Source organism: Actinoplanes campanulatus (assembly GCF_014647795.1).
GTDB classification, from domain to species: Bacteria; Actinomycetota; Actinomycetes; order Mycobacteriales; family Micromonosporaceae; genus Actinoplanes; species Actinoplanes campanulatus.
Map to the genome: position 1 here is coordinate 103757 of NZ_BMPW01000012.1, position 24387 is coordinate 128143.

A 24387-nucleotide genomic window follows, 5' to 3' on the forward strand; every position below is an offset into this window, starting at 1 on the left:
GCCGTCCGCGCTCGCCGTGACGGGGACACGGCGGACGGACCGGCCGGGAGCCATCGCTGATGTCCGGAGGGAACCCCGCCATGAACCTGTTCCACAAGGCCGACGAGCAGGCCGCCACCACGGAGGACCGGGCGGCGTCCGAGGCGCGCCGGCAGGGCACCGCAGATTTCGATGTGGCCGCCGCGGCGACCGCCCGGACGGCCGAGGACCGCGACCGGGATCTGTCCGCCCCGGGGCCGGACGCCGGCCCGGACAGCCCGATCCAGTTGCGGGGCAAAGGCATCGTCGCCGCTCTCAAACGGACCTTCAAGCAGTTCTCCGAGGACAACATCTCGGACTGGGCGGCCGCGCTGACCTACTACGGCGTCCTGTCGATCTTCCCGGGCCTGCTGGTGATCGTGTCGCTGCTCGGCATGCTCGGCAACGACGGACAGCAGATGGTCCGGGACGCGGTCGCTGACATCGCCGCCAACCAGCAGGCGCAGGAGTCCGTCGACGTGGTGCTCAACCAGGTGCAGGGCACCGGCAAGGCCGGGCTGGCCGCGATCATCGGTGTCGTGGTGGCGTTCTGGGCGGCGTCGGGTTACATCGCTGCCTTCATGCGCGCGTCGAACGCGATCTACGACGTGCCGGAGGGCCGGCCGATCTGGAAGACGCTGCCGATCCGGGTCGGCGTCACCGCGCTCGTCGGCGTCATGCTGGTCGCCTCGGCCGCCATCGTGATCTTCACGGGTGAGTTGTCCCGGGTGGTCGGCGAGATGCTCGGGATGGGCGGGGTGGCCGTCACCACCTGGAACGTCGTCAAGTGGCCGGTCCTCGTGATGCTGGTCAGCCTGATGTTCGCGGTCCTCTACTGGGCCTCGCCGAACGCGAAGACCGGCGGCTTCCGCTGGATCAGCCCGGGCGGCGTCTTCGCCGTGGTGCTGTGGCTCGCCGCCTCCGCCGCGTTCGCGATCTACCTGGCCAACTTCGCCAACTACAACGCGACGTACGGCACGCTCGGCGGTGTCATCGCCTTCCTGGTCTGGCTGTGGATCTCGAACATGGCGATCCTGCTCGGCGCCGAGCTCGACGCGGAGCTGGAACGGGGCCGGGCCATCGCGGCCGGGCACCCGGCCGACGACGAGCCGTTCCTGGAACTGCGGGACACCCGCAAGCTCAAGAAGGGCAGCGAGCAAGGCCTGAGCCAGCGCTGATTCACCCGTCCGTGGTGCGGATGCGCGAGCAGTCGCCTCGTGCATCCGCACCGTCGTGTCTCGGCACGCGACGGACGCACGGGCAGGCGATGATTGCATGTCCGTTTGATCAGGATCTGAACAAGCCGACTGACCGACAATGCCTCTCCGTGACGGTCCGTGGGCGGCTACTCGCTGGTCACCCCAGCCTTAAAGATCTGCATGAATCGATGGGCGCGGCCGCTTTCGATCATGTTGTGGCTGGTGGCCGCGTCGCACGGCGGGTGCGCCGGTGATCCGTCTCACGGCGCAGGCTCGTATCCGAGGGCAGGTGTTCCACGGATGGAGGCGGCGATGAGACCCCGGCACCGTCAGATCGGGCGATCGGGTCCAGGCATGGACATGGTCCATACTGGAACCGTCAGCGCGTGCGAATGCACGTGCACCTGCACGGGTGACCTCGTCCGGGGAGGAAATTGATGCGGCTGCGACATCCCTCCGGCCGGATCGTGCATCTCAGCTGCGGCATCAGCCTAGACCACGCGGAGGATCCGGCGTCCGTCGTCGGCCGGCTCGACGCGGCCACCAGCGCGCTCCGCGGTCGCTTCGGCACCGGGCCGCTCACCGTCGCGCTCCGGCTGCCGTACCGTCTCGCCGCCGCCCTCGCCGAGGACCTTCGCGCCCGGACCAGGCTGCGAGCCGACCTCGACGCCCGCGGGCTCGAGGTGGTCACGCTGAGCGGCGCATCCGGGCCCGCCGCCGGCGGCGGCGCGGTCGGCCCAGAGACCGGCGCATCCGAGCCCGGGGGCGGCGACGCGGCCGGCACGGAGGCCGGCGCATTCGGGCCCGAGGCTGACTGGAGCGAGCCGGCCCGCCTGCGGCACACCCTCGACCTGGCCCGAATCCTGGTCGATCTGCTCCCGGCCGAGGAGGTCCGTGGCGCCGTCTGCACGTACGGGCTGGGCCGTGCCGACGACTGGGACGAGGCCCGGCAGCGGGCCGGCGCACGGCACCTGATGCGCCTCTCCGGCGGACTGGCCGACCTGGCCTGGCGGGTGGGCCGCGCCGTCCGCGCCGGCTTCCAGCCCGGCCCCGGCCTGGTGCTGGACACCCCCGAGCAGATCGTCACGGCACTCACCCGGGTCGACAAGGACCGGCTCGGCGTCTGCCTCGACCTGAGCACGGCGCTGCGCGACTGGCCCGCCCCGGAGGCCGGCATCGACCGGATGACCGACGCCGGCCTCTCCGTCATCACCGCCCTGATCACCGAGCCGGGCGCCGCCTGGCAACCGATGCTGCGCCACCTGCTCGCCGCCGACACCGCCCGCACCGAGTACGTGGTGGTCGACACCCCCGGCGGGGACGAGCACCGCGCCGCAGGCCTGGCGTACGTGCTGGCCGAACTCACCGCCCTCGGCCTGGTGCCCGAGCAGCAGCCCTGCACCGCCCCCTGAACAGCCGAAGGGCCGCCCCGGACGAGGCGGCCCTTCGACTGTCCGGCGGTCAGTATGTGGTGCCGGTGCCCTTCGAGGCGGAGAGGCTGTCACTGGGCGCGAGCAGCTCATCCGTCGGGTTCGAGCCGGTGGTGCCGGTGTTCAGCTTCTCGCCGAGCTTCGACGACTGGAGCTTCTCCTTGCCCTCGGTGTAGAGCTTGTTGGCCTGCGCCTGGGCGACGCCCGCGGCCTCCTGAACCGTCGGGTGCTGCCACACCTTCTGAGCACTGGCCCGGATCTCTTCGTACTTCTCCCGGCCGGCACGGCTGCCCAGGACGAAGCCCGCCGCGAGACCGGTGAGGAACATCAGCTTTCCGCGCATGGTGGCGGCTCCTTCCGTTGTTCGACGCGCATGCGTCTGCGGGGGTGCATACCCATCCTGGCGCGGTGATACTCCCCGCGTCCTCATCCTGCCCGGGCGATACCTCGCAGCGGCGCCCTTTCGGCATGCCGAAAGGGCGCCACGCCCACGGGGGTATCCCGTTGGTGAGGCGCCGCGGTGGTCATGTAGTCTGTTCAGCGTCGCCAGGGAGACCGGGCGACAGGCAGGACAGAGCAATCCCCGATAGCTCAATTGGCAGAGCAGCCGGCTGTTAACCGGCAGGTTATAGGTTCGAGTCCTATTCGGGGAGCAGTAACGACGATGCTCCGGACCACAGTGGTCCGGAGCATTATTGTTTTCCGGCCCCACCGCGGCGATGTCCGCCTCTGATCAGTGCGGCCGACGGCCCCGATCCCGAGCGGCCCGACCGAGGTCACCGAGCGCGTGGCGGCGATCCTTGGCGAATCGGGCCGCGCGATGCCCGTACGTCTGCGTGGTTTGGGGTTGAAGGGCTTTCGCCTGCTCGGGCTAGCATGCGCGGTTACGCTGGGTTCCGCATTGATTGCAGCGTGTGAGGTGGACATGTCGGGGCCGGTAGAGGTGGACGTCGTCATCATCGGCGGCGGGCTCGCCGGGCTGTCCGCCGCTCGCCGGCTCGATCGGGCCGGCGTCGAATGGCTGCTGATGGAGGCCTCCGACCGGCTGGGCGGCCGGGTCGCCACCGACGTCGTCGACGGCTGGCGGATGGACCGCGGATTCCAGGTGCTCAACACCGCCTATCCGCGGCTGCCCGCGCTCGCCGACGTGGACGCGCTGGACATGCGCTGGTTCACCTCCGGAGTGCTGGTGCGCCGCGGGCACAGCCTGCACCGGCTGGAGAACCCGCTGCGCGAACCGCTCGCCACCCCACAGACCCTGCTCTCCGGAATCGGCACCCTCACCGACCGGCTCAGGTTCGCCGCGCTCGTCACCCGCTGCGCCACCCTGCCGGCCGCCCGGCTCCTGGAGATGCCGGAGACCACCACACAGGCGATGCTGCGCGGCGCCGGCCTCTCCCACCGGATCATCGAGGAGGTGCTGCGGCCGTTCCTCTCCGGGGTGTTCGCCGACCGCTCCCTCGAGACGTCCAGCCACGTGGCCGCCATGGTGCTGCGCTCCTTCGCCCGCGGCCGGATCGGCGTCCCGGCCGCCGGGATGGCCGCGCTGCCCGCCGCGATCGCCGGACCGCTGCCCTTCCCGCAGTTGCTGATCGGCGCGCGGACCCTCTCCGTCGGCCCCGGCATGGTCGTCACCGAGGGTGGCGAGATCCGCTGCCGCGCCGTGATCGTCGCCACCGACCCGGTCAGCGCCGCCGCCCTGCTGCCCAGGCGGCTGCCCGTGCCGGACGTGCAGAGCCTCACCACGTTCTACTTCGGGGCCGGCCATGCCCCCATCGACGAGCCCATCCTCCTGCTCGACGGCGATCGGCGGGAGATCATCGCCAACACCGTCGTGATGAGCAACGCCGCACCCGAATACGCCCCCGGTGGCAAGAGTCTCATCGCGGCCACCGTCGTCGGCGTCTCGGCGCCCTCCAGCGCGTCCGAGGCCGTCATCCGGGTCGAACTGTCCCGAATGTACGGAACGCCGACCGACGACTGGGAACTGCTCAACGTGGTCACCGTGCCGCAGGCCCTGCCCGCGGCCCGCCCGCCCCAGGCCCGGCTACGCAAACCGGTCAACCTCGGCGACGGCCTCTTCGTGGCCGGCGACCACCGCGACAGCCCCTCCATCCAGGGCGCGCTGGCCGGAGGCTGGCGCGCCGCCGGAGCAGTCCTGGCGTCATTCGGCGCCCGGGTCGGGGTGTAATGCCCGATAAAGGGGGTTTCAATGAGCGACATCAGTCCAGAGAATTACGCTGAGTTCATCACCCAGGACGGACCCGAAAGCCCCAGCCGCTGCGAGGAGGAGGTGCCGAGAATCGAGGATCTCCAGCCCCCGTTCATGATGTCCGATCCCCGGCTGCAGACCATCCTCCTGCCGAAAATCCCTGGTGCGGTGATAGATCGCTAGGCTTGGGAGCGGGGCACGGGATAGGATCGCCGCCGGTACGGGCCGGTAGCTCAGTGGGTTAGAGCAGGGGACTCATAATCCCTCGGTCGCGGGTTCGAGTCCCGCCCGGCCCACCCCTCCGATAAGCAGGACGTTCGTAGAGGACCAGGTGAACTGTGCGAACCATGCGGAGGGCGGTCCCCGGTTACGGATCGGCCCTCCGCTCCTGTCCTACGCCGTCACCGGTCTTCGTCGCCGGTGCTGTTGAGGCTGGCGAGGTGCCGGTTGGTTTCGGTGAGGTCGAACGGCTCGGGTTCTTGCGGATCGTCCTCGGACCAGTATTCGATGGGGGAGTCGCCGGAGAAGCCGGTGCACAGCGGGTACGTGATGCCGTGGTCGCGTTGCGTGGTCCGTTCCAGGGTGATCTCGTGCCACCAGCTCGCGCCGAAGTCGTACTCGTAGCGGATCTTCGTGGCCGCCCCGGCGAACACGTCCCGTAGCCGTACGCCGGATTCGTCTTGTTCGTCTCCGCCCAGGTCGAAGAACGGGTCGCTGTAGCGTTTACCGCTGATCTCGAACTGGTGCAGGTGGTCGCCGTCCCAGCCGAACAGGATCTGGATAACGGCATGCAGGTCGTCGAGCGTGATGGTGGAGGGCACCAGGATCCGCCGCCAGATCGGTGGCCGCCAGCGCATCAGTCCCACCTTGAGCTGGTAAACCTGGTCGATCGACGGGATGGCGCCCGAGTCCAGGAACTGCTGTACCGCGGCGGTGACGCGGGCGGCGTCCGGGTGATCGACGCCCGACGCCACGTTCATGCGGGCTTCCAGGCCTTCTCCGGGGAGGCGGTCGAACAGTACGGTCAGCGCCTCGTCCGGGCCGGATCCGTCCAGTGCGGTCGTGGCGAACTCGACCGCCAGCCACCGGGCATCGGCGGGCGCGATGCGCGGCTCGTCGTCCGCAATGGCGGTCACCGACGCCCGGGCATGCGCGCCGAGGTTCGGTAGGTGCTCCACCGCCTGCCACGCGGCCAGTGCCTGGTCGCCCAGGCTGTCGGCCACGTCGCCGGCCCCGATCCGGGCCGCCGCCGACAGATCCGCGGCTGCAATCAGCAGTTCCCGGGCCGCGTCGGTCGGGCGCCGGTACTCGAGCCATCGCCGGGCCGCCGGCCACGGGTCCGTGCCGCGGTGTACATGGTTGGCCAGCACCTCGACCACTGCATCGGCCGGCATGTCGAGAGTGACGGTACGCGGACGGTCGGCCTGAGCCTGGGTCAGGGACCACCGGCCCAGCGCGGTCACCGCGACAGTCGCGCTGTCGTGGCCGGTCACCGCGCCGAGCCGCCGGAGCAGGTCCACCAGGCCGGCGAACGGATCGCGGGTCTCGTGATCCGCATACTGGGTGAGCGAACGGACGTACCCCCATCCCAGCGGGTCCTCGTCATCCTCGCGCCGTTCGACGAGGGCGACCACCCGGTTCCAGAGGCTGTCCGGGTCCGTGCCGTCCGGCATGGTCACCGCCTCCAGGAACGCGAGCGCCAAGATGAGCACGCTTCCTTCGCGCCGGGTGTCGGACTCGGCCGTGCACACCGCGTGGAACCCGGCCCACCATGCGTCGAGGGTTTCGATGTCCGTCGATGGCGACCGCTGTTCCCAAGCCGGCCCGGCCGTGGCGACCGAGCCGCTGATCTTCAACAAGCCTGAGCCGAGGGCGAAACTCCATGGCCGGTGCAGGGCCGGTACGTCCGCTGCGGTGCGCACCCTGTCCGGCACCGGAACTCCCACCGCGGTCCCGGCGGCAGCGACGTCAGCACGACGTACCACCCGGCCGGCCGTCACCGTCCGGCCTGGACGGCCCACCCATCTGGCCAGTGCGCTGGCCTGCTCGGCCATCAGGCAGCCGCTGGCCAGGCGTGCCGCGCCGGCGACATCGACAGGAGCATCTACCGGGAATGGCTGCGAATCCATCCGTGAACGCTATCCGCATCGCGGCACCCCACCGAATTCGGGGATCCGAACGATGGACGTGAGCCGGAGTACCGATGAAGTCAGGGCACCGGTGGATCGGGATGCTCGGCGAAGAAGCGGTCTGCGGCGGCACTGCCGATCAGCGATTCGTCGAGTAGCCATTCGACGGCCCTGCGGGCGGCCCGGGTGTCACGGAAGTCGTACCAGGGCTGCAAGAGGTGTGGGTATTCCTCATTGAGCTCGATTTTGAACCGCCGGAACGCGCCGCGACCGGTGATCGCGCGGACAAGACGACGAGATGCTCGATCGTCGCTGACGAGGTCGATGAAATCCGCCATGTCCTGGTACCAGACGTACGACGGCAGGGGCCTGATCACGGGAAGATCCAAATCGTCGAGGTCGACGGGGTTCGTGCCGTCGATCCCACCTTCCCGGGTCCACAGGACGATCTTTCCGGTGCCCGGGTCGATCAGATGCCGATGCTCCTCGTAGAGGTTCTGGTCCGACAATGCGAACGCGATCTCGTCGAGGTCGAATCGCTCGATCTCCAGTATTACTCCTCCGTTCCGTGCCCCTACGCCGGTCACCCGCCCGGCCTTCCAGCGATCATCACGGTGGCGATACGGCGGTTGGCGTCGGCGGGGCCGAAACGTATGGGATCGAAGTCGGCGTCCTGCTCCAGGTCCAGCCATCGTCGTAGCTCGTGGTGATCAGGATGGTGGGGGTCGGCGAGCGCGTCGAGCAGTTCCTGATAGCCGGTGGTGCCGCCGCAGTCTTCCGGCGGGCAGGCGCGAGCGCCGTCGGTGCAGGCCGGGTATCGCCCGGTCGGCTCGGCGGGTACCAGCTTCTCCAGCAGTACCTCGTGCGTCCATCTGTCGCCGAAGTCGTACTCGTACCCGAACGTGTCTCCCTCGCGGGCAGCCAGGTCGCGGAACGTGGCCTTGCGTTCGTCGTGCATCGGAAAATCGAGGTCGGGCGTGCCGTAGTGGCCGGTGGGGTGGATGAACATGTGCAGGTGTGAGTTGGTCCAGCCCATCGCAGCCTGGATGATCCGGTCGAGCCGGTCCAAGCGCAATGTCGTGGGCACGAGCAGACGTCGCCACACCGGCGGGTCGGTGTCCATCAGAGTGACCTTGATCTGAGCGATCTGATCACCAGGCTGCACGGCAGCGAACCTCGTGCGCAGGACGTGCTCAGCGGCCGGGGACAGGCGCAGTGTTTCGCCGTCCTCGGTCAGCACGCCGAACGTGACCAACTCGCTGGCAGCGCGGCGCAGGTCACGGTCGGTGGCCTTACGGATGTGCTCCAGTTGCTCCGTGCTGGCTTCGTCCAAGTAGTAGCGGGCGGAAAGGGCGTACCAGACTTGTTCCCGCGCCTCTCCGAGGCGCACGGTGCCACCGCCTTCCGCGATGCCAGCGAACAGCACGGCGATTCCGGCGCTGAAGTCTTCGCCGAGCAACGAGGCGAACCAGCCGGATGGGCAGAGTGCCGGGCCGAGTCGGTCGAATGCGGTGAGCATGGCGGTCCACAGATCCACTGGCTGGTCCAGCAGGCGCTGGTTCTTCTTCACCGGCACCAACCGGCCGTGTACGACTCGGAGAAGCCCGGCGGCCTTGGCCCACGCCACCACGAACGCCAGCCGGGGAAGGTCGGCGCTACTGCGGGTGCGGAACATCCGGGTTCCGATCACCGGGTCGATCTCGTCTCCGGTTTCCAGAAGACCGACCAGGTGCCGTGCATCGGCCATGGTCAACTGGCCGGTCTGGGTCAGTTTGCGGCCGGGGCCGATCCAGCGAGTCAGGTCGACCACCTGCCGCAAGGCGGGTGCTGATGCTGCTGCGGCGGTTAGGTCTTCTTCCACCATTTCGTGCACCGATCAGTTGGCCGGCTGCCATGGGTCAAGAAGGCTGATGCCGGTATCGACGAAGTCTCTGGTGTTCCGGGTGGCCAAAGATGCCGCTTGCGCGCGGCAGATCGCGGCGATCTGAGCATCGAACCCGCTGATCGGGGTGCCCTGTTGCTCCCGGCTCGCGACGATGTCGGCGTAGGCACTGGCGGAAGCGAGGTCGAAGGGCAGAACCTGGCGAGGAAAGGCCGCGAAGATCTCGTCGGCCGCCTGATGCAGCGATTGCCGCCGACGGCCCTCCGGCAAGCGCGCGATGCCGTATCGGATTTCGGCGATGGTGACCGCGGTCGTGTACAAGCCGTCACCGGAACTGCGTTGCATCCAGGCGAGCACCTGAGGAGCGGGTTCGGGACGCATGAGTTCGGAGACCACGTTGGTGTCCAGGACGATCATCACTCTGGCAGGCTCGCAGCCCGAGGCATGGTGTTACGTGCCGGCAGGTCGAAGTCAACGCCACCGAGTTGGGCGAACCGTTCCGCGAGAGCACTGAACAGATCGGTTCGTGGAGCGTCATCGGTGACGGCGGTGGTCAGGATGGCGCGGATCTCGGCCTCCATGGAGCGGCCGTTGCGGGCGGCGCGAAGGCGTAGCTTCTCCTTCACCGCATCGTCGAGATCTCTGATGCTGAGAGCCGCCATGGATCCTCCCTTGAAAGCAGAGTTTGATAGCAATGCTAGCGCGCCAGCCGGGCATGTCGCGCCCGCCGCGAGTGATGTATTAGGCGTATCAACCCACTCATGTTCCGGCCTGAGTACGGTGTGAGCTGGTCAAACGTCCCGATAGTGGGTTGCCGGTGACGGTGGTGGTGTGGTTCGCATGGTGCAACGTCCGGCCCACGTTGATCTTGCATGCGAACCGCAGCCCGATGGCTGGGCTGTGGTTCGCTATGGCTTGGCCCTGTACAGCCGCTGATGGACGAGCCGGCGGCGATCGTGTGGGGTTGGGACTGAGGGCGTTCATGCTGGCGTCTAACGACGGTGCCTCGTGATGCCCGGAAACTCCGTGCTATGAGAGCGCGTCACCTGACGATCAACGTCTTAGTTGTCGGATCTGAACGCCCGATATGCACGGCTCAGACGCGTAGTAAGACGCCGAGCCGGCGGTCGGCTGGTCGGTTGATTCAGCGATGGCCGGAGCACGACTTCCGCAGCGCGGCGCAGGTGGGCATGACGCAGCCTGCGTCGATGCCGTGGACTGAGAGCTCCGAGTAGATGCCAGTCGCTGTCCGGGTGGAAGCCCGCCCATTCGACGGTCTGAGCGACGCGCTCGGTCAGACCGGTCGTGATCGCGAAAACGAGCTGGATGGTGGCCACCACCAGGCCGCCCGACACTCCAGCGATGAATCCGAACGCCCGGTCGGACGTCAGCGACGTTGCACCATCGAGAAACTGGAAAGCCAACACCAGCGCGGCGGCTGCGAACACGCAGCTTATCGCAGCGGTGGAGGCGGTGACGTATCGCCGCTGGGTTGCTGCAAGCCGCTCCCGGTCGAACGCTGCAATGGCGAGCTTCAGATAGCGGCAGTCACACGATCGCCCGTTGCCGATCTCGGAGTTGAGATGGGGAAGCCTGGCTCTTATCACCGCATGAAGACGTTCACGAGTGAGGACGGCGGCCGATGAGTCCGGGAACGGGAATCCATATCGCTCGCCGTATCTATCCTGGTACCACACGAGGCCAGACCACTCGGCCAGCGTCTTGCGCGCTCTTCCGGGCCGGTGGAGGACGTCTTCGAAGCGTTGTAGTTCAACGTCCGAGAGCGCATCGAAGGTCATTACCGTGAGAGTAAGGGTCGGGTTCCAATGGGAGCCGCGTCGGCTGGATATGCGGGAGCGGTTGACCTCTTGATCGTCTTGCTGGCTCGGCCTCCGAGCGCCGCGAGTGCGCTGCATCCGTCCTGGGGGAGAGGGCGAGATCAGGGGGCGAGTTGGTCGATCGTCATGCCGACGTCGTTCAGAATGCCACGCAGGGTTCCTTTGGCGATGTCGTGGTTGCCGTGCACTGGCACGGTGGTTCCACGTCCGTCCGGGTGTCGCATGATGTGGTGGCTGCCGGCCACTCTTGCGACTTTGAAGCCATGCCGCTCCAATGCGCGGACGATGCGGGTGCCGGAAACGGATGGAAGCGGAGGCATCAGGCCGCGACGGTGATGGAGAGCTCACGAGGTACGCCGAACTCCTCAATGAGGCCGATCAGCGCCTCGCGGAGATCCTCGAGTGCGGCTTCCTCGGTGTCGCCTTCTCCGTGCGCTCCCAAGCCAGGGCGCAGTTGGGCGTGGGCGCACCACACGCCGTCCTCGTCGCGCTCCACGACGACCGGCACCGTTATCGTGCGAGATTCGGCCATGTGGCCACCCTAGCGCGCTTCGGCGATCAGTGGTCAGCGCGCTCCGGCCGCGTTCTTCTGCCCCGTGAGCTGGTCAAACGTAATGGCAACGGGTCGACGGCGACGACGATCAGGTGGTTCGCGTGGTGCAACGTCCGGCCCGCGTTGATCTTGTATGCGAATCACTGTTCGGTGGTTCGTTGTCGTCGGCTGCTGGTGAAGCGCCGGAGGCGGTTCACTATCCTGCGCGGGTGTCTTCGCTCAGTGATACCGAGCTCGATGCCTTGGTCGCCGAGGTGGTTGTGGACTGCTACGACGAGCGTGAGCAGCTCAGTGGCCTCTTCGTCGCGATCGAGGAAAATCTGGCGGTGCCGTTCGAGACCGAGGTTCTCGGTGTGCCGGTGGTGGTCCGGAAGGTGGATCTGCGCTCGTCGGGGATCGTGGTGATCTGCCATCGTGGCAGGCTCCGGCAGGCGATCGGGATTCTGGACCTTCCGTTGCCGGATCCCGCGCCTGACGGTGCGCAGTGGATCGAGGCGTACCGGTGGTGGGCTGCCGGCTCATGAGCGAGTACCAGTACTACGAGTTCGTGGCGCTTGACCAGGCGTTGACGGCGAAGCAGCAGGGCGAGTTGCGGGCGGTGTCGTCTCGGGGCCGGATCTCGTCGTCGGGTTTCGTCAACGACTATCAGTGGGGCGATCTGAAGGCTGATCCGGCCAAGTGGATGGAGCGGTACTTCGACGCGCACCTCTATCTGGCGAACTGGGGCACGCGGCAGATCATGCTGCGGTTGCCGAAGACGGTGCTCGCCCCGGAGACCGTGGAGGCCTTCTGTGTGGGGGAGTCGGCCGGCTGCTGGGCGACTCGTACCCATGTGATCCTCGAACTTCGTAGCGAAAACGAAGACGGCGACGAGGAATGGTGGGACGAGGAAGGACGACTCGCGGCGATCGTGCCGGCTCGGGCGGAGCTGGCTGGCGGTGACCGGCGGCTGCTGTATCTGGCCTGGCTGCTGTGTGTGCAGAACCGTGAGTTGGATGATGACGAGCCGGAGCCGCCGGTTCCGGCGGGGCTGGCGAAGCTGAGCGGACCGTTGCAGGCCCTGGCCCATTTCCTTCGTCTTGATCCTGATCTGCTGGACGCGGCCGCAGCAGCGAGCCGGCCGCTGGCCGAGAAGAAGCCTTCCGCCGCCGAGTTGCGCCACTGGGTGGCGGGTCTGCCGGTGTCGGACAAGGACGAGATGCTGCTGCGGCTGCTGCGCGGCGACGCCGGATTGCTGCGGTCGGAGTTGCTGCGGCGATTCCACGGTGCGACGGACGAACCGCCTGCCGGAACGGGGCGGACCGCCGGGGACTTGCTCGCTGTCGCTGAGGAACGCTGGGCTGCACGGCAGCAGGAGAAGCGGGAGCGAGAGGCGGCTGAGCGTCAGCGTCGTGAGGAAGCCGCCGCCGCGGCTCGCCAGCAGCGCTTGGACAAGCTGGCACGCAACCCGGTCCGGGCTTGGAACCAGGTGGACGATTTGATCGCGACTAAACGTCCGAAGGACTACGACGTGGCGGTGACCCTGCTTTTGGATCTTCAGGCGCTGGCGGTACGGGAGGGCGAGATCTTCGAATTCGCGGAGCAGATGACCCGGCTGCGCGAGCGCCATGCCCGCAAGCCGAGCCTGATCGACCGTCTCGACCGGGCCCGGCTTGACTGAGTCGGCTGCCGGGTCCGTGGCGACCGGCGTGTGAAGATTGGCCGGTGGTGTCCGTTGACGCGGTGACTGATGACGAGGTCGCTCGGCTGCGTCGTGAGCTGGAGCGGTTACGGACGGAGAACCATCGGCTGTCGCGTCTGCTGGATCTGCGGGGCCAGGACACCACTCCAGCACCGGAGCAGCTCGCCGCGATAGCCACGCCGGGGCCGGTCACGAAGGCGTCGCCGGTGCGGGAGAAGTTGGCGTTCTACGTCAACCTGTTCCGGGGACGGCGGGATGCTTATGCGAAGCGTTGGGAGAACGACCGGCTCGGAACGGCGGGCTGGTCTCCCACGGTGGCGGGTGGCTGGCGCAAGGGGATGGACCGGCGCACGGCGGCCTATCTGCCGCTCACCCCGGAGGTCGTGGCCGCCCATCTCGTCGGTGACGTGTTCATGGGCCTGTATCCGCTGCTCACCGACAACAGCTGCCACTTCCTGGCCGCGGACTTCGACGGCAGCACTGCGATGCTCGACGCGCTGGCCTACTGCAAAGCTGCCCGAGCCACTGGTGTCCCGGCGGCTTTGGAGATCTCCCAGTCAGGGCGTGGGGCGCACGCATGGATCTTCTTCACCGACCCGATTCCCGCTGCCACGGCCCGATCGGTCGGAACGGTCCCTGTTGCATGAGGCCATGGTGCTGCGCGGCTCGATGGACCTGCGCTCGTACGATCGCCTGTTCCCGAACCAGGACGTCCTACCCGACGGAGGGCTCGGCAACCTGATCGCCGCGCCCCTGCAGGGCCGACGCCGTAAAGACGGCCTTACGCTCTTCCTTGATCTGGCGACCCTGGAGCCACACGAGGATCAGTGGACCTTCCTGTCGGTCCTCGACCGGCTCAGCCCAGGCGACGCGGAAAGAGTCGCCCGTCGCGCGAAACAGGCCGTCGTCGGCGCCGGGGTGGCGAAGATGAGCAGATCGGATGCCACCAAGGTCCACCCGCCGCTGCCAACGACGGTGCAGGCAGACCTCGCGGAGGGACTGAGTATCGACATCTCGCAACTGCCGCCGGCCGCATTGACCACGTTGAAGCACGCGGCCTCATTGGCCAATCCGAAGTTCTACGAGTTACAGCGGCTTCGCAAGTCGACCTGGGACACGCCACGGTTCCTTCGCGGGTACGACATCACGCTGGACGGTCGCCTGGTTCTACCGCGCGGATTGCGGCACGCAGTCGGACGAATTGTTGAGGATGCCGGATCCCGATTGGTGATCACGGATACGCGGGAGGCCGGCAGGGAGATCGAGGTCGCTTTCACCGCCGAGCTGACCACCAGGCAAAGCGCCGGGGTGAGTGCGATGCTCGCCCATGACGACGGCATGCTGGTGGCTCCACCGGGCTCCGGCAAGACCGTCATGGCATGCGCGATGATCGCCGAACGCGCCACCTCGACCCTGATTCTCGTCGACCGCAAAGCATTGGCCGAACAGTGGCGATCACGCATCGAGCAGTTCCTCGGCATACGGCCGGGGCAGATCGGCGGCGGCCGGCGCAAGCTCACCGGTGTCGTGGATGTCGCGATGCTGCCCTCGCTGGCCCGGCGTGCCGACGTCGCGGACCTCATCACCGGGTACGGGCACGTGATCGTCGACGAATGTCACCACCTTGCTGCCGCCGCGTACGACCATGCGGTCAAGCGGATCGGCGCGCAGTTCTGGCTCGGGCTCACCGCGACACCAACCCGCCGTGACGGCCTCGGGGAGCTCGTGACCTGGCAGCTCGGCCCTGTTCGGCACACCGTGAACGACGAGGACCCGGATACACTTGCCGCCATCTGGCAGGAAGAGGCGGGTCCGCGTCGCCTGTTGTTCGTGCACGAGACCCAGTTCCGGGCTGATGAGGACCTGTCGTCACCGGGCGCACTGGCGGCCGTGTACCGCTCCCTGATCGGGGATGAAGCACGAAACGCCCAGATCATCGACGATGTCGCGGCTGCCCTCGCCAAGGGGCGCAACTGTCTTGTGCTGACCCGCCGGGTCGCCCATGTCGAGACTCTGGCTTCGCTCCTCGCGGATCGCGGATATCAAGCACTCCTGCTGCAGGGCGGCATGACCGCTTCGGATCGGCGTGGGGCAGTCGACCGGCTCGCCGAGGCGAAGGCCGGGGACGGGATCCTGGTCATCGGCACCACACCGTTCATCGGCGAGGGTTTCGACGCACCCGTACTCGACACCCTGTTCCTGGCCGGGCCCATCTCCTTCGACGGCTTGCTGATCCAATGCGCCGGCCGGGTAATCCGAGCGGCGCCCGGCAAGGACGTCGCGGAGGTGCACGACTACCACGACCCGGCGACGCCGATCCTTGCCGTTTCGCTGCAGCGCCGTATGCCCGGCTATCGGGCGCTGGGCTTCGTCAGACCGTAGCGGGCTTTCGGATTTTTCGAATAGCGGTATGCTGGTTTCATGTCGAGCACCCTGCGTGAACGGACCGTTCTGCCGCCGGAAAACCCCGCCGACCTGGTGCGCTTCGCGCGGGGTATGGCCGACGCAGAGGCCCCCGCGCGAGCGAAGCTGGTGGGCCCGGACGGTTCGCAGCTCGACATCCCGGCCGAGCTCTACGAACTGCTGCGCGACGTCGTCGGTGCCCTGTCCCAGGGCATGGCCGTCTCGATCGCCCCGCACAACACGATGCTGACCACCCAAGAAGCTGCTGACCTGCTCAACATCTCACGACCCACGCTGGTCCGACTGCTCACCGACGGCGAGATCCCGCACAGCCTGCGCGGCCGGCATCGACGAGTCCTGCTGCGTGACATCCTCGACTACTCCGAGCGCACCCGCACCGAACGCCGCCGAGCCCTGGACCAGATGGCCGCCGATGCCGAGGACGACGACCTGTACGAGATCACCCTCGACTCCCCGCCGTCGAGGTGACCGCCGGTCATGGTGGCGTTCCCGGCATTCCTTGACACCTGCGTGCTCTACCCGGCCTACCTGTGCGACACGCTGCTTCGCCTCGCCGAAGCCTCCGCATACCGGCCGCTCTGGTCGGCCGACGTCTTCGCCGAACTACATCGCAACCTCACCAAGCGTGGGCTACCACCGGATCGGGTCGATCGGCGGCTCGGCCAGATGAGCCGGTCATTCCCCGACGCCCTGGTCACTGGCTACGAGTCACTTGTCGACGGTATGACGAACCATCCGAAGGACCGGCACGTTCTGGCTGCCGCCGTACGCGCCGATGCCGAAGTCATCGTCACCTTCAACCTCAGCGACTTCCCCGAGCCGGCCCTCAAGCCCTACGACATCGCGGCAATCCACCCCGACGACTTCCTCCTCGACCAACTCGATCTCTACCCCGGTGTGACCATGGACGTGCTTCGCCACCAAGCCGCGTCCTACCGACGAGCGCCGAACACCGTGCCGGAGGTCCTCGTCCTTCTTCAGCGCACCGGCGTGCCCAGATTCGCGGCTGAGGTACGACGCCATCTCGGCCTTCCGACTTGGTAGCGCAGCCGTTCGAGGCGGCTGAAAGCGGGCGCAAATCAGGTTAACGGGCTGGTCGAACACCCCTTGAACTGGCGAAACGTCTCGGTAATGGGTCGCCGGTGACGATGATCGGGTGGTTCGCATGGTGCAACGTCCGGCCCACCTTATTGCCAACCTGGGGCGGCCCCCAGGCCCCGCGTTACGGCGGGCCGGTCGCGGTCCGCTCTCGGCAGATGCTGGTTCTGGGTTGTTGGCGGCCAGTATTGCCGGGTGGGCTGGCCTACTGACGGAGAGTGACGGCATCTTCGATGCCTGGATTTGATTCAGGGCTCGGTGGCGCGCCGGTATCGGGCTCCGAGTTGGCGTACGAGTTCGACTAGCTCGGCGGGCTCGGTCACGGTGAAGTCGGCGCCGAGGAGGCCGAGGTGGACGGCGAGCGCCTCGATGGTGTCCGCTCCGGTGTCCAGCAGGCAGCGGGTGTCGTCGACGGCCGTGATCGTGCCGATCGCCGGGTTGATCCGCTCGGCCAGTCGTGCGGCCGAGGTGTGTACGACCACCTGGGCGCGGTGTCGCCACGCTGACGATGAGACGCCTCGGCGGACGCGGTCGACGGCCTCCTCGGGGAGTTCGCGAGGGGTGAACCGGGGGCCGGTGGGTGTGCGTGGGTGGAGCCGGTCCACCCGGTAGGTCCGCCAGTCCGCCCGCTCGACGTCGAACCCGACGAGGTACCACCGCCGGCCCCAGTTGACCAAGCGGTAGGGCTCGGTGTCGCGGCGGCTTTCGGAGCCGTCGTGGCTGCGGTAGTCGAAGCGCAGGCGTACGTGGTCCCGGCAGGCCGCTGCGATGGTGCTCAGCGTGTCGGCGTCGACGCGTGGACCGGTGTCGTCGCGGGGGACTGCGTCGGCGTACCGATGAAGGGTGTTGACTCTGCGCCGTAGGCGTGAGGGAAGCACCTGCTCGAGCTTCGCCAGCGCCCGCATCGACGTCTCCTCGATGCCGAGGATCGTGCCGCCGGCGGCGGTCCGTAAGCCGATCGCGACGGCGACCGCCTCCTCGTCGTCGAGCAGCAGCGGTGGCAGTGCGGCCCCGGCGCCGAGCCGGTATCCGCCGACCGCGCCGCGCGTGCCGTGCACCGGATAGCCGAGGTTGCGCAGGCGGTCCACGTCGTTGCGGACCGTTCGCGTGCTGACCGACAGGCGTTCGGCGAGTTCGGTGCCGGTCCAGTCGCGGGGGGTCTGCAGCAGGGAGAGCAGGCGCAGCAGCCGTGCCGAGGTTTCCAACATTCCTGGAAGCCTGCCAGATCATTAGGAACGAGCCTTGCCTAATAGGCTCCTACGCTCGACCGCATGACGAACGACAGCACGATCACTCCCTTCCGGATCGCGATCCCGCAGGCCGAGCTCGACGATCTCCAGGAGCGTCTGGCCCGGACCCGGTGGGCCGAAGAACTGCCGGTGGGTGATGCGGCGGCGGCTCCCGGGCCGGTTCCGCCGGGTTGGGAGTACGGCGTCCCGGTCGGATACGTCAAACAGCTGGTCGAGCGCTGGCGGACCGGATACGACTGGCGGGCCTGGGAGGCGAAGCTCAACGCACACCCGCAGTTCACCACGGAGATCGACGGTCAGAACGTCCACTTTCTGCATGTCCGGTCGCCGGAGCCGGACGCGACTCCCCTGATCCTGACCCACGGCTGGCCGACGACGGTGGTCGAGTGGCTTGACGTGATCGGCCCGCTGACCGATCCGCGGGCACACAGTGGCGACCCGGCGGACGCGTTCCACCTGGTCATTCCGTCAGTCCCGGGTTTCGGCCTGTCCGGGCCCACCCGCGAGCGCGGCTGGGACCGGTATCGGGTGGCGCGGGCCTGGGCGGAGCTGATGCGCCGGCTCGGGTACGACCGGTACGGCGCGGCCGGCAACGACGGCGGCTCACTGATCTCCCCGGAGGTCGGCCGGGCGGATCCGGAGCACGTCTGCGGTGTGCACGTGACACAGGTCTTCTCGTTCCCGTCGGGCGATCCGGCCGAGCTGGCCGGGCTCTCCGAGGAGGAACGCGGCAAGCTTGCCTTCGCGGAGTGGTTCACCCAGAACCGGGGTGCGTACGACAAGCTCCAGTCGACCGAGCCGCAGAACCTCGCGCACGCGCTGGCCGACTCGCCGGCCGGCCTGCTCGGCTGGCATGCCCAGCTGCTCGGCGGCAACCTCGATCCGGATTTCGTGCTGACCAACGTGATGATCTATTGGTTGACCAACACGGCGGCCTCGGCGGCCCGGTTCTACTACGAGGACGCGACGACGGCACCCGCGCGGCAGAAGTCGAACGGCCGCGGTACGACCGTGCCGGCGCCGACCACCGTGCCGCTCGGCCTGGCCAACTTCGCGTGGGACTACCAGTCGATCCGGACGTTCGCCGATCGCGACCACAGCGACATCGTCTCCTGGAACGTCTACGACCGGGGCAGCCACTTCGCCGCCCACGACGCACCCGACCTGCTCGCCGACGACATCCGGCGGTTCTTCCGCCAGGTCCGCTGAACACTCCTCCGCCACGAAAGGCGACACATCATGTATCTCGTCATCGGTGCCACCGCCCACTTCGGACGCGAGACCGTAGAGGAGCTGGCCGCCACGAACGTGCCGGTGCGGGCGCTCACCCGTACCCCCGAAAAGGCCGCCCTCCCGGACGGCATCGACGTCGTCCGCGGTGATCTGACCCGGCCGGAGACGCTGCCGCCGGCATTCGCCGGCGTCGAGGCCGCCCTGGTGATCCTTCAGTACGGCATGGACGTGTCCCCGCTGCTGGCGGCGGCGCGCGCGGCCGGCGTACGGCGACTGGTGTTCCTCTCCTCCGGGGCGATCGTCGCCGGGGCCGAGCCGCAGACCGACGTGATCGCCCGATACCACCGGGACGTCGAGCGGGCCATCGAGGCGTCCGGGATCGACTGGACGTTCCTGCGCCTGCTGTTCCCGGCGATCAACTCGCTGACCTTCGCGATGCAGACGCGGAGCGGAGACGTCATCCGGGCGCCGTACACCGGGGCGGCGTTCAGCGCGGTGCACGAGCGGGACGTCGCCGCGGTGGCCGCGCGGATCCTGACCAGCGGCGGGCACACCGGCCGGGTGTACGACCTGACCGGACCGGAGTCGCTCACCCAGGCCCAGCAGGTCCGCATCCTCGGCGAGACGCTCGGGCGCGCGCTCACCGTCGAGGACCTCGACCCGGCGCCTGTGCTGGAGCAGATGAGCCGGTTCATGGACGGCGAGTTCCTGGCGGCGCTGTTTCGGCCTGATGGCGGAGGCGGTCGGCAAGCCCGCGCCGGTGAACGACACCGTCGAGCGGATCACCGGCCGGCCCGCGCGGACGTACGCGGAATGGGCCGCGGACCACCGCGCCGACTTCGGAGGCTGACCGTGCCGCGGACATGGGGACGACGGGCGTTGGGGCGGGCCCTGCTCGCTCGCCAGATGTTGCTGGAACGGGCCGATGTGACCGCCGAGGAGGCGATCACCCGCCTGGTCGGTATGCAAGCGCAGGCACCGTACGCGCCCTACTTCGGACTGTGGAGCAGGCTGCGGAGATTCGGTGTCGCTGACCTGGCGGACGGGCTCAACGACCGTCGACTGGTCCGCATCGCGCTGATGCGCAGCACCATTCACCTGGTCACCGCCGCCGACTACCGCCTGCTGCGGCCATGGGCTCAGCCGGCCCTCGACCGCGAACTGAACACCGCGTTCAAATCGGCCCTGACCGGCTTGGACCGTGCCGCCGTGGCGGAGGCGGGCCGGGCACTGCTCGGCAGGCGGAACCTCACGCCCGGCGAACTGGGGATGGCGCTGAACGAATAGTGGCCGGATCGTGAGCCCCGCGCGCTCGCAACCGTGGTGCGCAACCTGACCCCGCTGATCCAGTTGCCGCCACGTGCGGTGTGGGGAATCGGCGGCGCCACCAGGTACGCGACGGCGGCCGACTGGGTCGGCGCCGGCCCCGACGCCGAGACGGACGGCGAACGGATCGTGCTGCGCTACCTCGCCGCGTTCGGCCCTGCCTCGATCAGCGATGTGCAGACGTGGGCCGGGCGAACCCGGCTGCGTCCCGTCCTGGACACGCTTCGCCCGCGGCTGGCGGTCTTCCGTGACGAGCACGGCGTCGAACTGTTCGACCTTCCGGAAGCGCCGCGCCCCGACGCGGACACCTACGCGCCGGTTCGGTTCCTGCCCGAGTACGACAACCTGCTCGCCTCCCACGCCGACCGCACCCGCGTGATCTCGGAAGAGGCCCGGAAACGGGTCATGACGAGCAATGGGATGCGCGCCACGCTGCTGGTGGACGGCGAGGTGGCGGGCACGTGGAAGCTTCATCCGGGCAGGGATTCGACAGTTCTGGAGATCGACCCGTTCCGGCCGCTGACCGCGGTCCAGCGTGCCGAGGTCGAAGCCGAAGGCGGCCGCTTGCTGGAGTTCGCCGCTCCCGGTGCGACCCACCACGTACGAGACCGTGACACTCCGGCTTCCCGGCTTACCGGCTGAACGGGATACCGCAGCGCGCGGGTGAGGCCGCTCAGCGAGCGCCTGGCGGAGTTCGCCAAGCGCCGCTGAGCGGGTGGGTGGATCCGTCAGGGCTCGGTGGGCGTCAGTTCCCATCCGGTGATGACCGTGTCCGACTCGAAGCCGTCCGCGGTGCGGGCGCGGGCCATGACCTCCAGGTATTCCGCTCCGGGGCGCGTGGTGTGAACGAAGGTGGCGTTGCCGTTCCCGTCGGCGGTCACCACCTGCTCGGTGTTCCCGAAGTCGACGGAATAGACGAACTCGGCGACGTCCGGTGAGTCCGTACGCAGGACGATCGTGACCGGCTGGCCCGCGGGTGACGGGGTGCCGTCGGTCGGCAGGTCGGGCGAGCTGATGGCCGGTCGCGGAACCTGCACCGGCACGTAGAGGTTCGCCCTGGTCTCGGGCGAGACCACGCCCTCCGCGGTCTGGCTGGTGACGGTCAGGAAGTTGTCCCCTCGCTGGTCGGGGGTGACGACGACGGTGCTGCGGCCTTCGGCATCGGCGGTGGCGGTCGCCGACGGGCCGTCGTTCAGCCGGTAGGTGAACGACACCGTCCCGGGCACCTGACTCGAGAGTTGGATCGTCCGCGGCTCGCCGACTGCGGCGCCCCAATTCTGGTCGAAGACCTTCGGCGTGTGGTCGATGACCTGGAAGGAGTAGTTCGTCTCGACCGAGCGGTTGAGGGTACGGTCGATCGCCTGAACCGTGAGGACGTTGGTGCCGAACATGGTCGGCGTGATCTCGACGGTGGCCCGGCCGTCACGGCCCACCGGTACCTCGCGCAGCCCGGACGTGGTCGTCGAATACCGGAACTTCGTCACGTCCCGGTCGCCTCCGGCCACGGCGAACGTGAACTTCCCGGTGATGCCGACGCCGCCGCCCGGAGCGTTCTCCGGATAGTCGGTGGAGGTCACGACCGGGGCGTGCGGACGGGTCGTGTCGACGGTGAAGGTGCAGATGGGTGACCACGCCGACACGGCGCCCGCGGCGTCGGTGGCGCGAGCCTTCAGGTGATATTTCTGGCCGTTGGTCAGGGTGGCCGGGACCGCCGTGAACACGGTGCCGGAGTACGTCAGTTCGGTGGCTGTCCAGTCGATGCGCCGAGCCGGTTCGCCGGCCGGCCAGATCACGAATGCCGGGGTCAGCGTCTCACCCGGAATCATGCCGAGGTCGGCGTCCGTGAACTGGGCGGTGACCTGCGGGCCGGTGGTGCCGACGAAGATGCCGCCAGGCGCGCAGGCAATGCCGCCGACCCTCAGCGACGTGGGAACGGCCGGCGGATTGTTGGCGGCCGCCGCCCAGCTCGGGGATGCGGACAGGGTAAGGACGACGGTCGCCGCGGCGACCGTGGAAGCGCGGTAAGCAAGGAAGGCCATGAATCCCCCGCAGATAGTGATGTGCGGCGATTCTACGGATGATCGTCCACGATGGTCGATCAGCGCCAGCGGGTGAGGATCCGGTCGATGGCGTCGCGGATCTGGGCTCGGGCCTCGTCCCGGGGGACGCCGGACATCAGCAGCTCGTCGTACGAGGTGTCCTCGTGCCGGACGGAGGCGATCACCGCCCGGGTCACCGCGTCCGGGTCGAGGGCCCGGCCCGCGGCGCTGCGGCCCACCCGGCCGCTGCCGCGGAGGGACGTGTGCCGGCTGATCGACTCGGCCCGGGGTGGTGGGCAGCCCGGGAACAGGCGGGTGATCTCGGCGGCCAGGTCGTGCTGGAACGTCTCGTCGGCGGCCTCGCGGCGTTCGCGGTCGCGTTCGCGGCGGCGGGCGCGGGCCTCCTCGTCGGACAGGCACTGCTGTTCGGCCTGGTCGAGGGCGGCCTGTTCGACCAGCAGGCCCTGGCGTTCGTGGCGTTTGCGGGAGCGGTTGAAGCGGACGACCACCGCGGAGAGCCGGCTGGCCGCCTTGGCACGGCGGGTCAGCGCCGCGTCGCCGGCCGGCAGGAACACCAGGTGGTCGAGGTCGGCGCAGGTGAGGCAGATCGGGCCGGCGTCCTCCATCGTCAGCATCTCGGCGCCGTGGTGGCCGCAGCTCGCGCAGGTGAAGTCGCGCAGCGGCAGCACCACCACGAGGTCCGGGGGCTTGCTCTGCCGGGCGGTCAGCCGGTCCCGCTGGCGTTCCGGCAGGTCCGCGGGCATCCAGTGGGTGCGGTAGGCGCGTTCCAGCGCGGGGTCGGCGGCGGCGGTGAAGCGCAGTGGCCGGCGGTCGCGGGTGGCGGACGGGTAGTCGACCTCGCTGGGGCGCAGACCTCGGCCCTCCACCCAGCGGTGGAAGATCTCCAGTGCGTCGGTGAGCCGGTCGGCGGAGACCGCCGCGACGGACTCCAGGTCCGGTGCCCGGCCCTGCCGCCAGTCGGTCACCAGCCCGGGTGGCAGCCACCCCATCCCGGTGAGCACGTCGAGCGGGCACACGTGACGCTGCCGCTCCAGGGCCTGCTCGGCCGCGGTCACCACGCGGCGTTCCAGCTTGGCGACGGGCGGCATGGAGGCACGCTACCCCGCCCCGGGAACGGGTGGGCACAGATGGGCCACAGGTTTCGTGATCCGATCCGGTCAATGGTTCGTATCACCCGGTGTCCGCAAGTGTCGACGGGACTCGATGAGCCCTGGGCGGCACACGAGAACGAGGGAGGTTTGATGTCCGTGTGGCGCCGTCTGTGCAGTGCCGCGGTTCTCTCCGCCGCGCTGGTCATGCTCGTGCCCGATCCGGTGCGGGCCGCGCCGGACGTCCCGGTGCCTCCCGAGAACCTGCTGCTCAACCGGGGGACCGGTGCGATCTCGGCCGCCGACAAGGACCTCGTCGTGAAGGTCCGCCTCGCCGGCCTGTGGGAGATCCCGGCGGGGGAGATGGCCCAGCAGAAGTCGAACAGCGCCCGGATCAAGCGGATCGGCCAGAACATCGCCGACCAGCATGCCGCGCTCGACGAGCTGGCCCGTACCGCCGCCAAGGAACTGAAGATCGCCCTGCCCAACGAGCCGAACAGCGACCAGCAGGGCTGGCTCGACGAGATGGAGGCGGCGGAGGGTCCCGAGTTCGACGCGATCTACATCGACCGGCTGCGGTCCGCGCACGGCAAGATCTTCCCGGCGATCGCGACGATCCGGTCGAGCACCCGCAACGACACCGTCCGTAGGCTGGCCCAGCAGGCGAACCAGTTCGTCATGACGCACATGACCCTGCTGGAGAGCAGTGGGATCGTCGACTTCGCCGCCCTGCCGACCGCCCCGGCCCCGAACGCGGCGGCCAGCAGCAAGCCGGCCACCCCGGTGCTCTCCGCGGCCGGACAGAACTCCGGTGAGAGCGGCGCGAACATTCCGCTGATCGCCGCGGCCCTGGCCGGCGGACTGGTCGTGGGCGGCCTCGTCACCCGGCAGATCGTCGGCGGCCGCGGCCGGAACGGCTACCGGTCCCGGCGCCCGCGCTACTACGGGGGCTGAGAAAGGCCCTAC

At 68.6% G+C, this 24387-nt stretch carries 24 protein-coding genes, 2 tRNA genes and 1 pseudogene; 15 read left to right on the forward strand and 12 right to left on the reverse strand.

Features of this window, described 5'->3' with window-relative positions; genetic code table 11:
- The first annotated feature begins 80 nt into the window (after nt 1–80).
- Together IEZ13_RS23465 and IEZ13_RS23470 are read left to right on the forward strand one after the other, a co-directional pair.
- Nucleotides 81–1196: a YihY/virulence factor BrkB family protein gene (locus IEZ13_RS23465; protein WP_183226250.1), complete on the forward strand. Its 1116-nt coding sequence runs from the start codon at nt 81–83 to the stop codon at nt 1194–1196.
- Nucleotides 1197–1654: 458 nt separating this feature from the next.
- Entirely contained in the window at nt 1655–2629 is a 975-nt protein-coding gene (locus tag IEZ13_RS23470; protein WP_183226251.1) for an apurinic/apyrimidinic endonuclease family protein, read from the forward strand.
- 49 nt (nt 2630–2678) lie between these two features.
- Here the strand turns inward: IEZ13_RS23470 and IEZ13_RS23475 are convergent, their stop codons facing one another.
- Nucleotides 2679–2990, reverse strand: coding sequence for a hypothetical protein (locus tag IEZ13_RS23475; RefSeq protein ID WP_183226252.1), 312 nt, complete (start codon nt 2988–2990; stop codon nt 2679–2681).
- Between the two features lie 237 nt (nt 2991–3227).
- Between IEZ13_RS23475 and IEZ13_RS23480 the strand changes: the two genes are divergently transcribed.
- The 4 genes from IEZ13_RS23480 (at nt 3228) to IEZ13_RS23495 (ending at nt 5155) form a co-directional block, all read left to right on the forward strand.
- Nucleotides 3228–3300 (forward strand) — tRNA-Asn (locus IEZ13_RS23480).
- Between the two features lie 272 nt (nt 3301–3572).
- Nucleotides 3573–4838, forward strand: a complete 1266-nt coding sequence (locus IEZ13_RS23485) for an NAD(P)/FAD-dependent oxidoreductase (RefSeq protein WP_183226253.1) — start codon at nt 3573–3575, stop codon at nt 4836–4838.
- A gap of 21 nt (nt 4839–4859) precedes the next feature.
- Nucleotides 4860–5042, forward strand: a complete 183-nt coding sequence (locus IEZ13_RS23490) for a hypothetical protein (RefSeq protein ID WP_183226254.1) — start codon at nt 4860–4862, stop codon at nt 5040–5042.
- Nucleotides 5043–5081: 39 nt separating this feature from the next.
- Nucleotides 5082–5155, forward strand: a tRNA-Ile gene (locus IEZ13_RS23495).
- Nucleotides 5156–5260: 105 nt separating this feature from the next.
- On the opposite strand, the gene IEZ13_RS23500 is transcribed toward IEZ13_RS23495, so the two are convergent.
- The 8 genes from IEZ13_RS23500 to IEZ13_RS23535 form a co-directional block, all read right to left on the reverse strand.
- Nucleotides 5261–6988, reverse strand: coding sequence for a plasmid pRiA4b ORF-3 family protein (locus IEZ13_RS23500; RefSeq protein ID WP_183226255.1), 1728 nt, complete (start codon nt 6986–6988; stop codon nt 5261–5263).
- Nucleotides 6989–7068: 80 nt separating this feature from the next.
- Nucleotides 7069–7575, reverse strand: coding sequence for a UPF0158 family protein (locus IEZ13_RS23505; protein WP_203833933.1), 507 nt, complete (start codon nt 7573–7575; stop codon nt 7069–7071).
- The gene (locus IEZ13_RS23510) at nt 7572–8852 is read right to left on the reverse strand and encodes a plasmid pRiA4b ORF-3 family protein (RefSeq protein ID WP_183226256.1); all 1281 of its coding nucleotides are present in this window, start codon (nt 8850–8852) and stop codon (nt 7572–7574) included. The genes IEZ13_RS23505 and IEZ13_RS23510 overlap by 4 nt, the downstream gene beginning before the upstream one ends.
- 12 nt (nt 8853–8864) lie before the next feature.
- A complete protein-coding gene (locus IEZ13_RS23515) occupies nt 8865–9287 on the reverse strand; it encodes a type II toxin-antitoxin system VapC family toxin (RefSeq protein WP_183226290.1) in 423 nt (140 codons plus the stop codon).
- Nucleotides 9287–9532, reverse strand: coding sequence for a FitA-like ribbon-helix-helix domain-containing protein (locus IEZ13_RS23520; protein ID WP_183226257.1), 246 nt, complete (start codon nt 9530–9532; stop codon nt 9287–9289). Before IEZ13_RS23520 ends, IEZ13_RS23515 begins: the two co-directional genes overlap by 1 nt.
- 399 nt (nt 9533–9931) lie before the next feature.
- On the reverse strand, nt 9932–10669 hold the full coding sequence (locus tag IEZ13_RS23525) for a hypothetical protein (protein WP_183226258.1): 738 nt from the start codon (nt 10667–10669) through the stop codon (nt 9932–9934).
- Between the two features lie 140 nt (nt 10670–10809).
- The gene (locus IEZ13_RS23530) at nt 10810–11028 is read right to left on the reverse strand and encodes a type II toxin-antitoxin system HicA family toxin (protein ID WP_183226259.1); all 219 of its coding nucleotides are present in this window, start codon (nt 11026–11028) and stop codon (nt 10810–10812) included.
- Nucleotides 11028–11240: a type II toxin-antitoxin system HicB family antitoxin gene (locus IEZ13_RS23535; protein ID WP_183226260.1), complete on the reverse strand. Its 213-nt coding sequence runs from the start codon at nt 11238–11240 to the stop codon at nt 11028–11030. The genes IEZ13_RS23530 and IEZ13_RS23535 overlap by 1 nt, the downstream gene beginning before the upstream one ends.
- A 122-nt stretch (nt 11241–11362) precedes the next feature.
- Between IEZ13_RS23535 and IEZ13_RS23540 the strand changes: the two genes are divergently transcribed.
- The 6 genes from IEZ13_RS23540 to IEZ13_RS23560 are packed head-to-tail and all read left to right on the forward strand — an operon-like array spanning nt 11363 to nt 16410.
- Nucleotides 11363–11785: a calcium-binding protein gene (locus IEZ13_RS23540; protein ID WP_229794934.1), complete on the forward strand. Its 423-nt coding sequence runs from the start codon at nt 11363–11365 to the stop codon at nt 11783–11785.
- Entirely contained in the window at nt 11782–12921 is a 1140-nt protein-coding gene (locus IEZ13_RS23545; RefSeq protein WP_183226261.1) for a hypothetical protein, read from the forward strand. Before IEZ13_RS23540 ends, IEZ13_RS23545 begins: the two co-directional genes overlap by 4 nt.
- A gap of 47 nt (nt 12922–12968) precedes the next feature.
- Nucleotides 12969–13589 (forward strand): TOTE conflict system archaeo-eukaryotic primase domain-containing protein, encoded by a 621-nt coding sequence (locus IEZ13_RS46705; protein WP_229794936.1) that lies wholly within the window; start codon nt 12969–12971, stop codon nt 13587–13589.
- A 4-nt stretch (nt 13590–13593) separates the two neighbouring features.
- Nucleotides 13594–15324: a DEAD/DEAH box helicase gene (locus tag IEZ13_RS23550; protein ID WP_229794938.1), complete on the forward strand. Its 1731-nt coding sequence runs from the start codon at nt 13594–13596 to the stop codon at nt 15322–15324.
- 39 nt (nt 15325–15363) lie between these two features.
- Entirely contained in the window at nt 15364–15834 is a 471-nt protein-coding gene (locus tag IEZ13_RS23555) for a helix-turn-helix domain-containing protein (RefSeq protein WP_183226262.1), read from the forward strand.
- A 9-nt stretch (nt 15835–15843) separates the two neighbouring features.
- The gene (locus IEZ13_RS23560) at nt 15844–16410 is read left to right on the forward strand and encodes a PIN domain-containing protein (protein WP_221246212.1); all 567 of its coding nucleotides are present in this window, start codon (nt 15844–15846) and stop codon (nt 16408–16410) included.
- Nucleotides 16411–16712: 302 nt separating this feature from the next.
- Here the strand turns inward: IEZ13_RS23560 and IEZ13_RS23565 are convergent, their stop codons facing one another.
- A complete protein-coding gene (locus IEZ13_RS23565; protein ID WP_183226263.1) occupies nt 16713–17672 on the reverse strand; it encodes a helix-turn-helix transcriptional regulator in 960 nt (319 codons plus the stop codon).
- Nucleotides 17673–17735: 63 nt separating this feature from the next.
- On the opposite strand from IEZ13_RS23565, the gene IEZ13_RS23570 reads away from it, so the two are divergent.
- Together IEZ13_RS23570 and IEZ13_RS46710 are read left to right on the forward strand one after the other, a co-directional pair.
- A complete protein-coding gene (locus tag IEZ13_RS23570; protein WP_183226264.1) occupies nt 17736–18923 on the forward strand; it encodes an epoxide hydrolase family protein in 1188 nt (395 codons plus the stop codon).
- 30 nt (nt 18924–18953) lie between these two features.
- Nucleotides 18954–20915: pseudogene (locus IEZ13_RS46710) on the forward strand (DNA glycosylase AlkZ-like family protein).
- Nucleotides 20916–21001: 86 nt separating this feature from the next.
- Here the strand turns inward: IEZ13_RS46710 and IEZ13_RS23585 are convergent.
- Together IEZ13_RS23585 and IEZ13_RS23590 are read right to left on the reverse strand one after the other, a co-directional pair.
- Entirely contained in the window at nt 21002–22312 is a 1311-nt protein-coding gene (locus IEZ13_RS23585; RefSeq protein ID WP_183226265.1) for a hypothetical protein, read from the reverse strand.
- 59 nt (nt 22313–22371) lie between these two features.
- On the reverse strand, nt 22372–23421 hold the full coding sequence (locus tag IEZ13_RS23590; RefSeq protein ID WP_183226266.1) for a DUF2293 domain-containing protein: 1050 nt from the start codon (nt 23419–23421) through the stop codon (nt 22372–22374).
- Nucleotides 23422–23574: 153 nt separating this feature from the next.
- On the opposite strand from IEZ13_RS23590, the gene IEZ13_RS23595 reads away from it, so the two are divergent.
- Nucleotides 23575–24375 carry a DUF4142 domain-containing protein gene (locus IEZ13_RS23595; RefSeq protein WP_183226267.1) on the forward strand — a complete coding sequence of 267 codons (801 nt, stop codon included), beginning with the start codon at nt 23575–23577 and terminating at the stop codon, nt 24373–24375.
- Nucleotides 24376–24387: the final 12 nt, after the last annotated feature.

Bases quoted from the DNA above. Each gene is read 5' to 3' on its own strand.
- IEZ13_RS23535 (WP_183226260.1), bottom strand. From the start codon at position 11,240: ATGGCCGAATCTCGCACGATAACGGTGCCGGTCGTCGTGGAGCGCGAC.
- IEZ13_RS23475 (WP_183226252.1), bottom strand. From the start codon at position 2,990: ATGCGCGGAAAGCTGATGTTCCTCACCGGTCTCGCGGCGGGCTTCGTC.
- IEZ13_RS23520 (WP_183226257.1), bottom strand. From the start codon at position 9,532: ATGGCGGCTCTCAGCATCAGAGATCTCGACGATGCGGTGAAGGAGAAG.
- IEZ13_RS23555 (WP_183226262.1), top strand. From the start codon at position 15,364: ATGTCGAGCACCCTGCGTGAACGGACCGTTCTGCCGCCGGAAAACCCC.
- IEZ13_RS23545 (WP_183226261.1), top strand. From the start codon at position 11,782: ATGAGCGAGTACCAGTACTACGAGTTCGTGGCGCTTGACCAGGCGTTG.
- IEZ13_RS23490 (WP_183226254.1), top strand. From the start codon at position 4,860: ATGAGCGACATCAGTCCAGAGAATTACGCTGAGTTCATCACCCAGGAC.
- IEZ13_RS23585 (WP_183226265.1), bottom strand. From the start codon at position 22,312: ATGGCCTTCCTTGCTTACCGCGCTTCCACGGTCGCCGCGGCGACCGTC.
- IEZ13_RS23595 (WP_183226267.1), top strand. From the start codon at position 23,575: ATGTCCGTGTGGCGCCGTCTGTGCAGTGCCGCGGTTCTCTCCGCCGCG.
- IEZ13_RS23590 (WP_183226266.1), bottom strand. From the start codon at position 23,421: ATGCCGCCCGTCGCCAAGCTGGAACGCCGCGTGGTGACCGCGGCCGAG.
- IEZ13_RS23550 (WP_229794938.1), top strand. From the start codon at position 13,594: ATGGTGCTGCGCGGCTCGATGGACCTGCGCTCGTACGATCGCCTGTTC.
- IEZ13_RS23570 (WP_183226264.1), top strand. From the start codon at position 17,736: ATGACGAACGACAGCACGATCACTCCCTTCCGGATCGCGATCCCGCAG.
- IEZ13_RS23515 (WP_183226290.1), bottom strand. From the start codon at position 9,287: ATGATCGTCCTGGACACCAACGTGGTCTCCGAACTCATGCGTCCCGAA.
- IEZ13_RS23560 (WP_221246212.1), top strand. From the start codon at position 15,844: ATGGTGGCGTTCCCGGCATTCCTTGACACCTGCGTGCTCTACCCGGCC.
- IEZ13_RS23465 (WP_183226250.1), top strand. From the start codon at position 81: ATGAACCTGTTCCACAAGGCCGACGAGCAGGCCGCCACCACGGAGGAC.
- IEZ13_RS23500 (WP_183226255.1), bottom strand. From the start codon at position 6,988: ATGGATTCGCAGCCATTCCCGGTAGATGCTCCTGTCGATGTCGCCGGC.
- IEZ13_RS23485 (WP_183226253.1), top strand. From the start codon at position 3,573: ATGTCGGGGCCGGTAGAGGTGGACGTCGTCATCATCGGCGGCGGGCTC.
- IEZ13_RS23510 (WP_183226256.1), bottom strand. From the start codon at position 8,852: ATGGTGGAAGAAGACCTAACCGCCGCAGCAGCATCAGCACCCGCCTTG.
- IEZ13_RS23530 (WP_183226259.1), bottom strand. From the start codon at position 11,028: ATGCCTCCGCTTCCATCCGTTTCCGGCACCCGCATCGTCCGCGCATTG.
- IEZ13_RS23470 (WP_183226251.1), top strand. From the start codon at position 1,655: ATGCGGCTGCGACATCCCTCCGGCCGGATCGTGCATCTCAGCTGCGGC.
- IEZ13_RS23565 (WP_183226263.1), bottom strand. From the start codon at position 17,672: ATGTTGGAAACCTCGGCACGGCTGCTGCGCCTGCTCTCCCTGCTGCAG.
- IEZ13_RS23525 (WP_183226258.1), bottom strand. From the start codon at position 10,669: ATGACCTTCGATGCGCTCTCGGACGTTGAACTACAACGCTTCGAAGAC.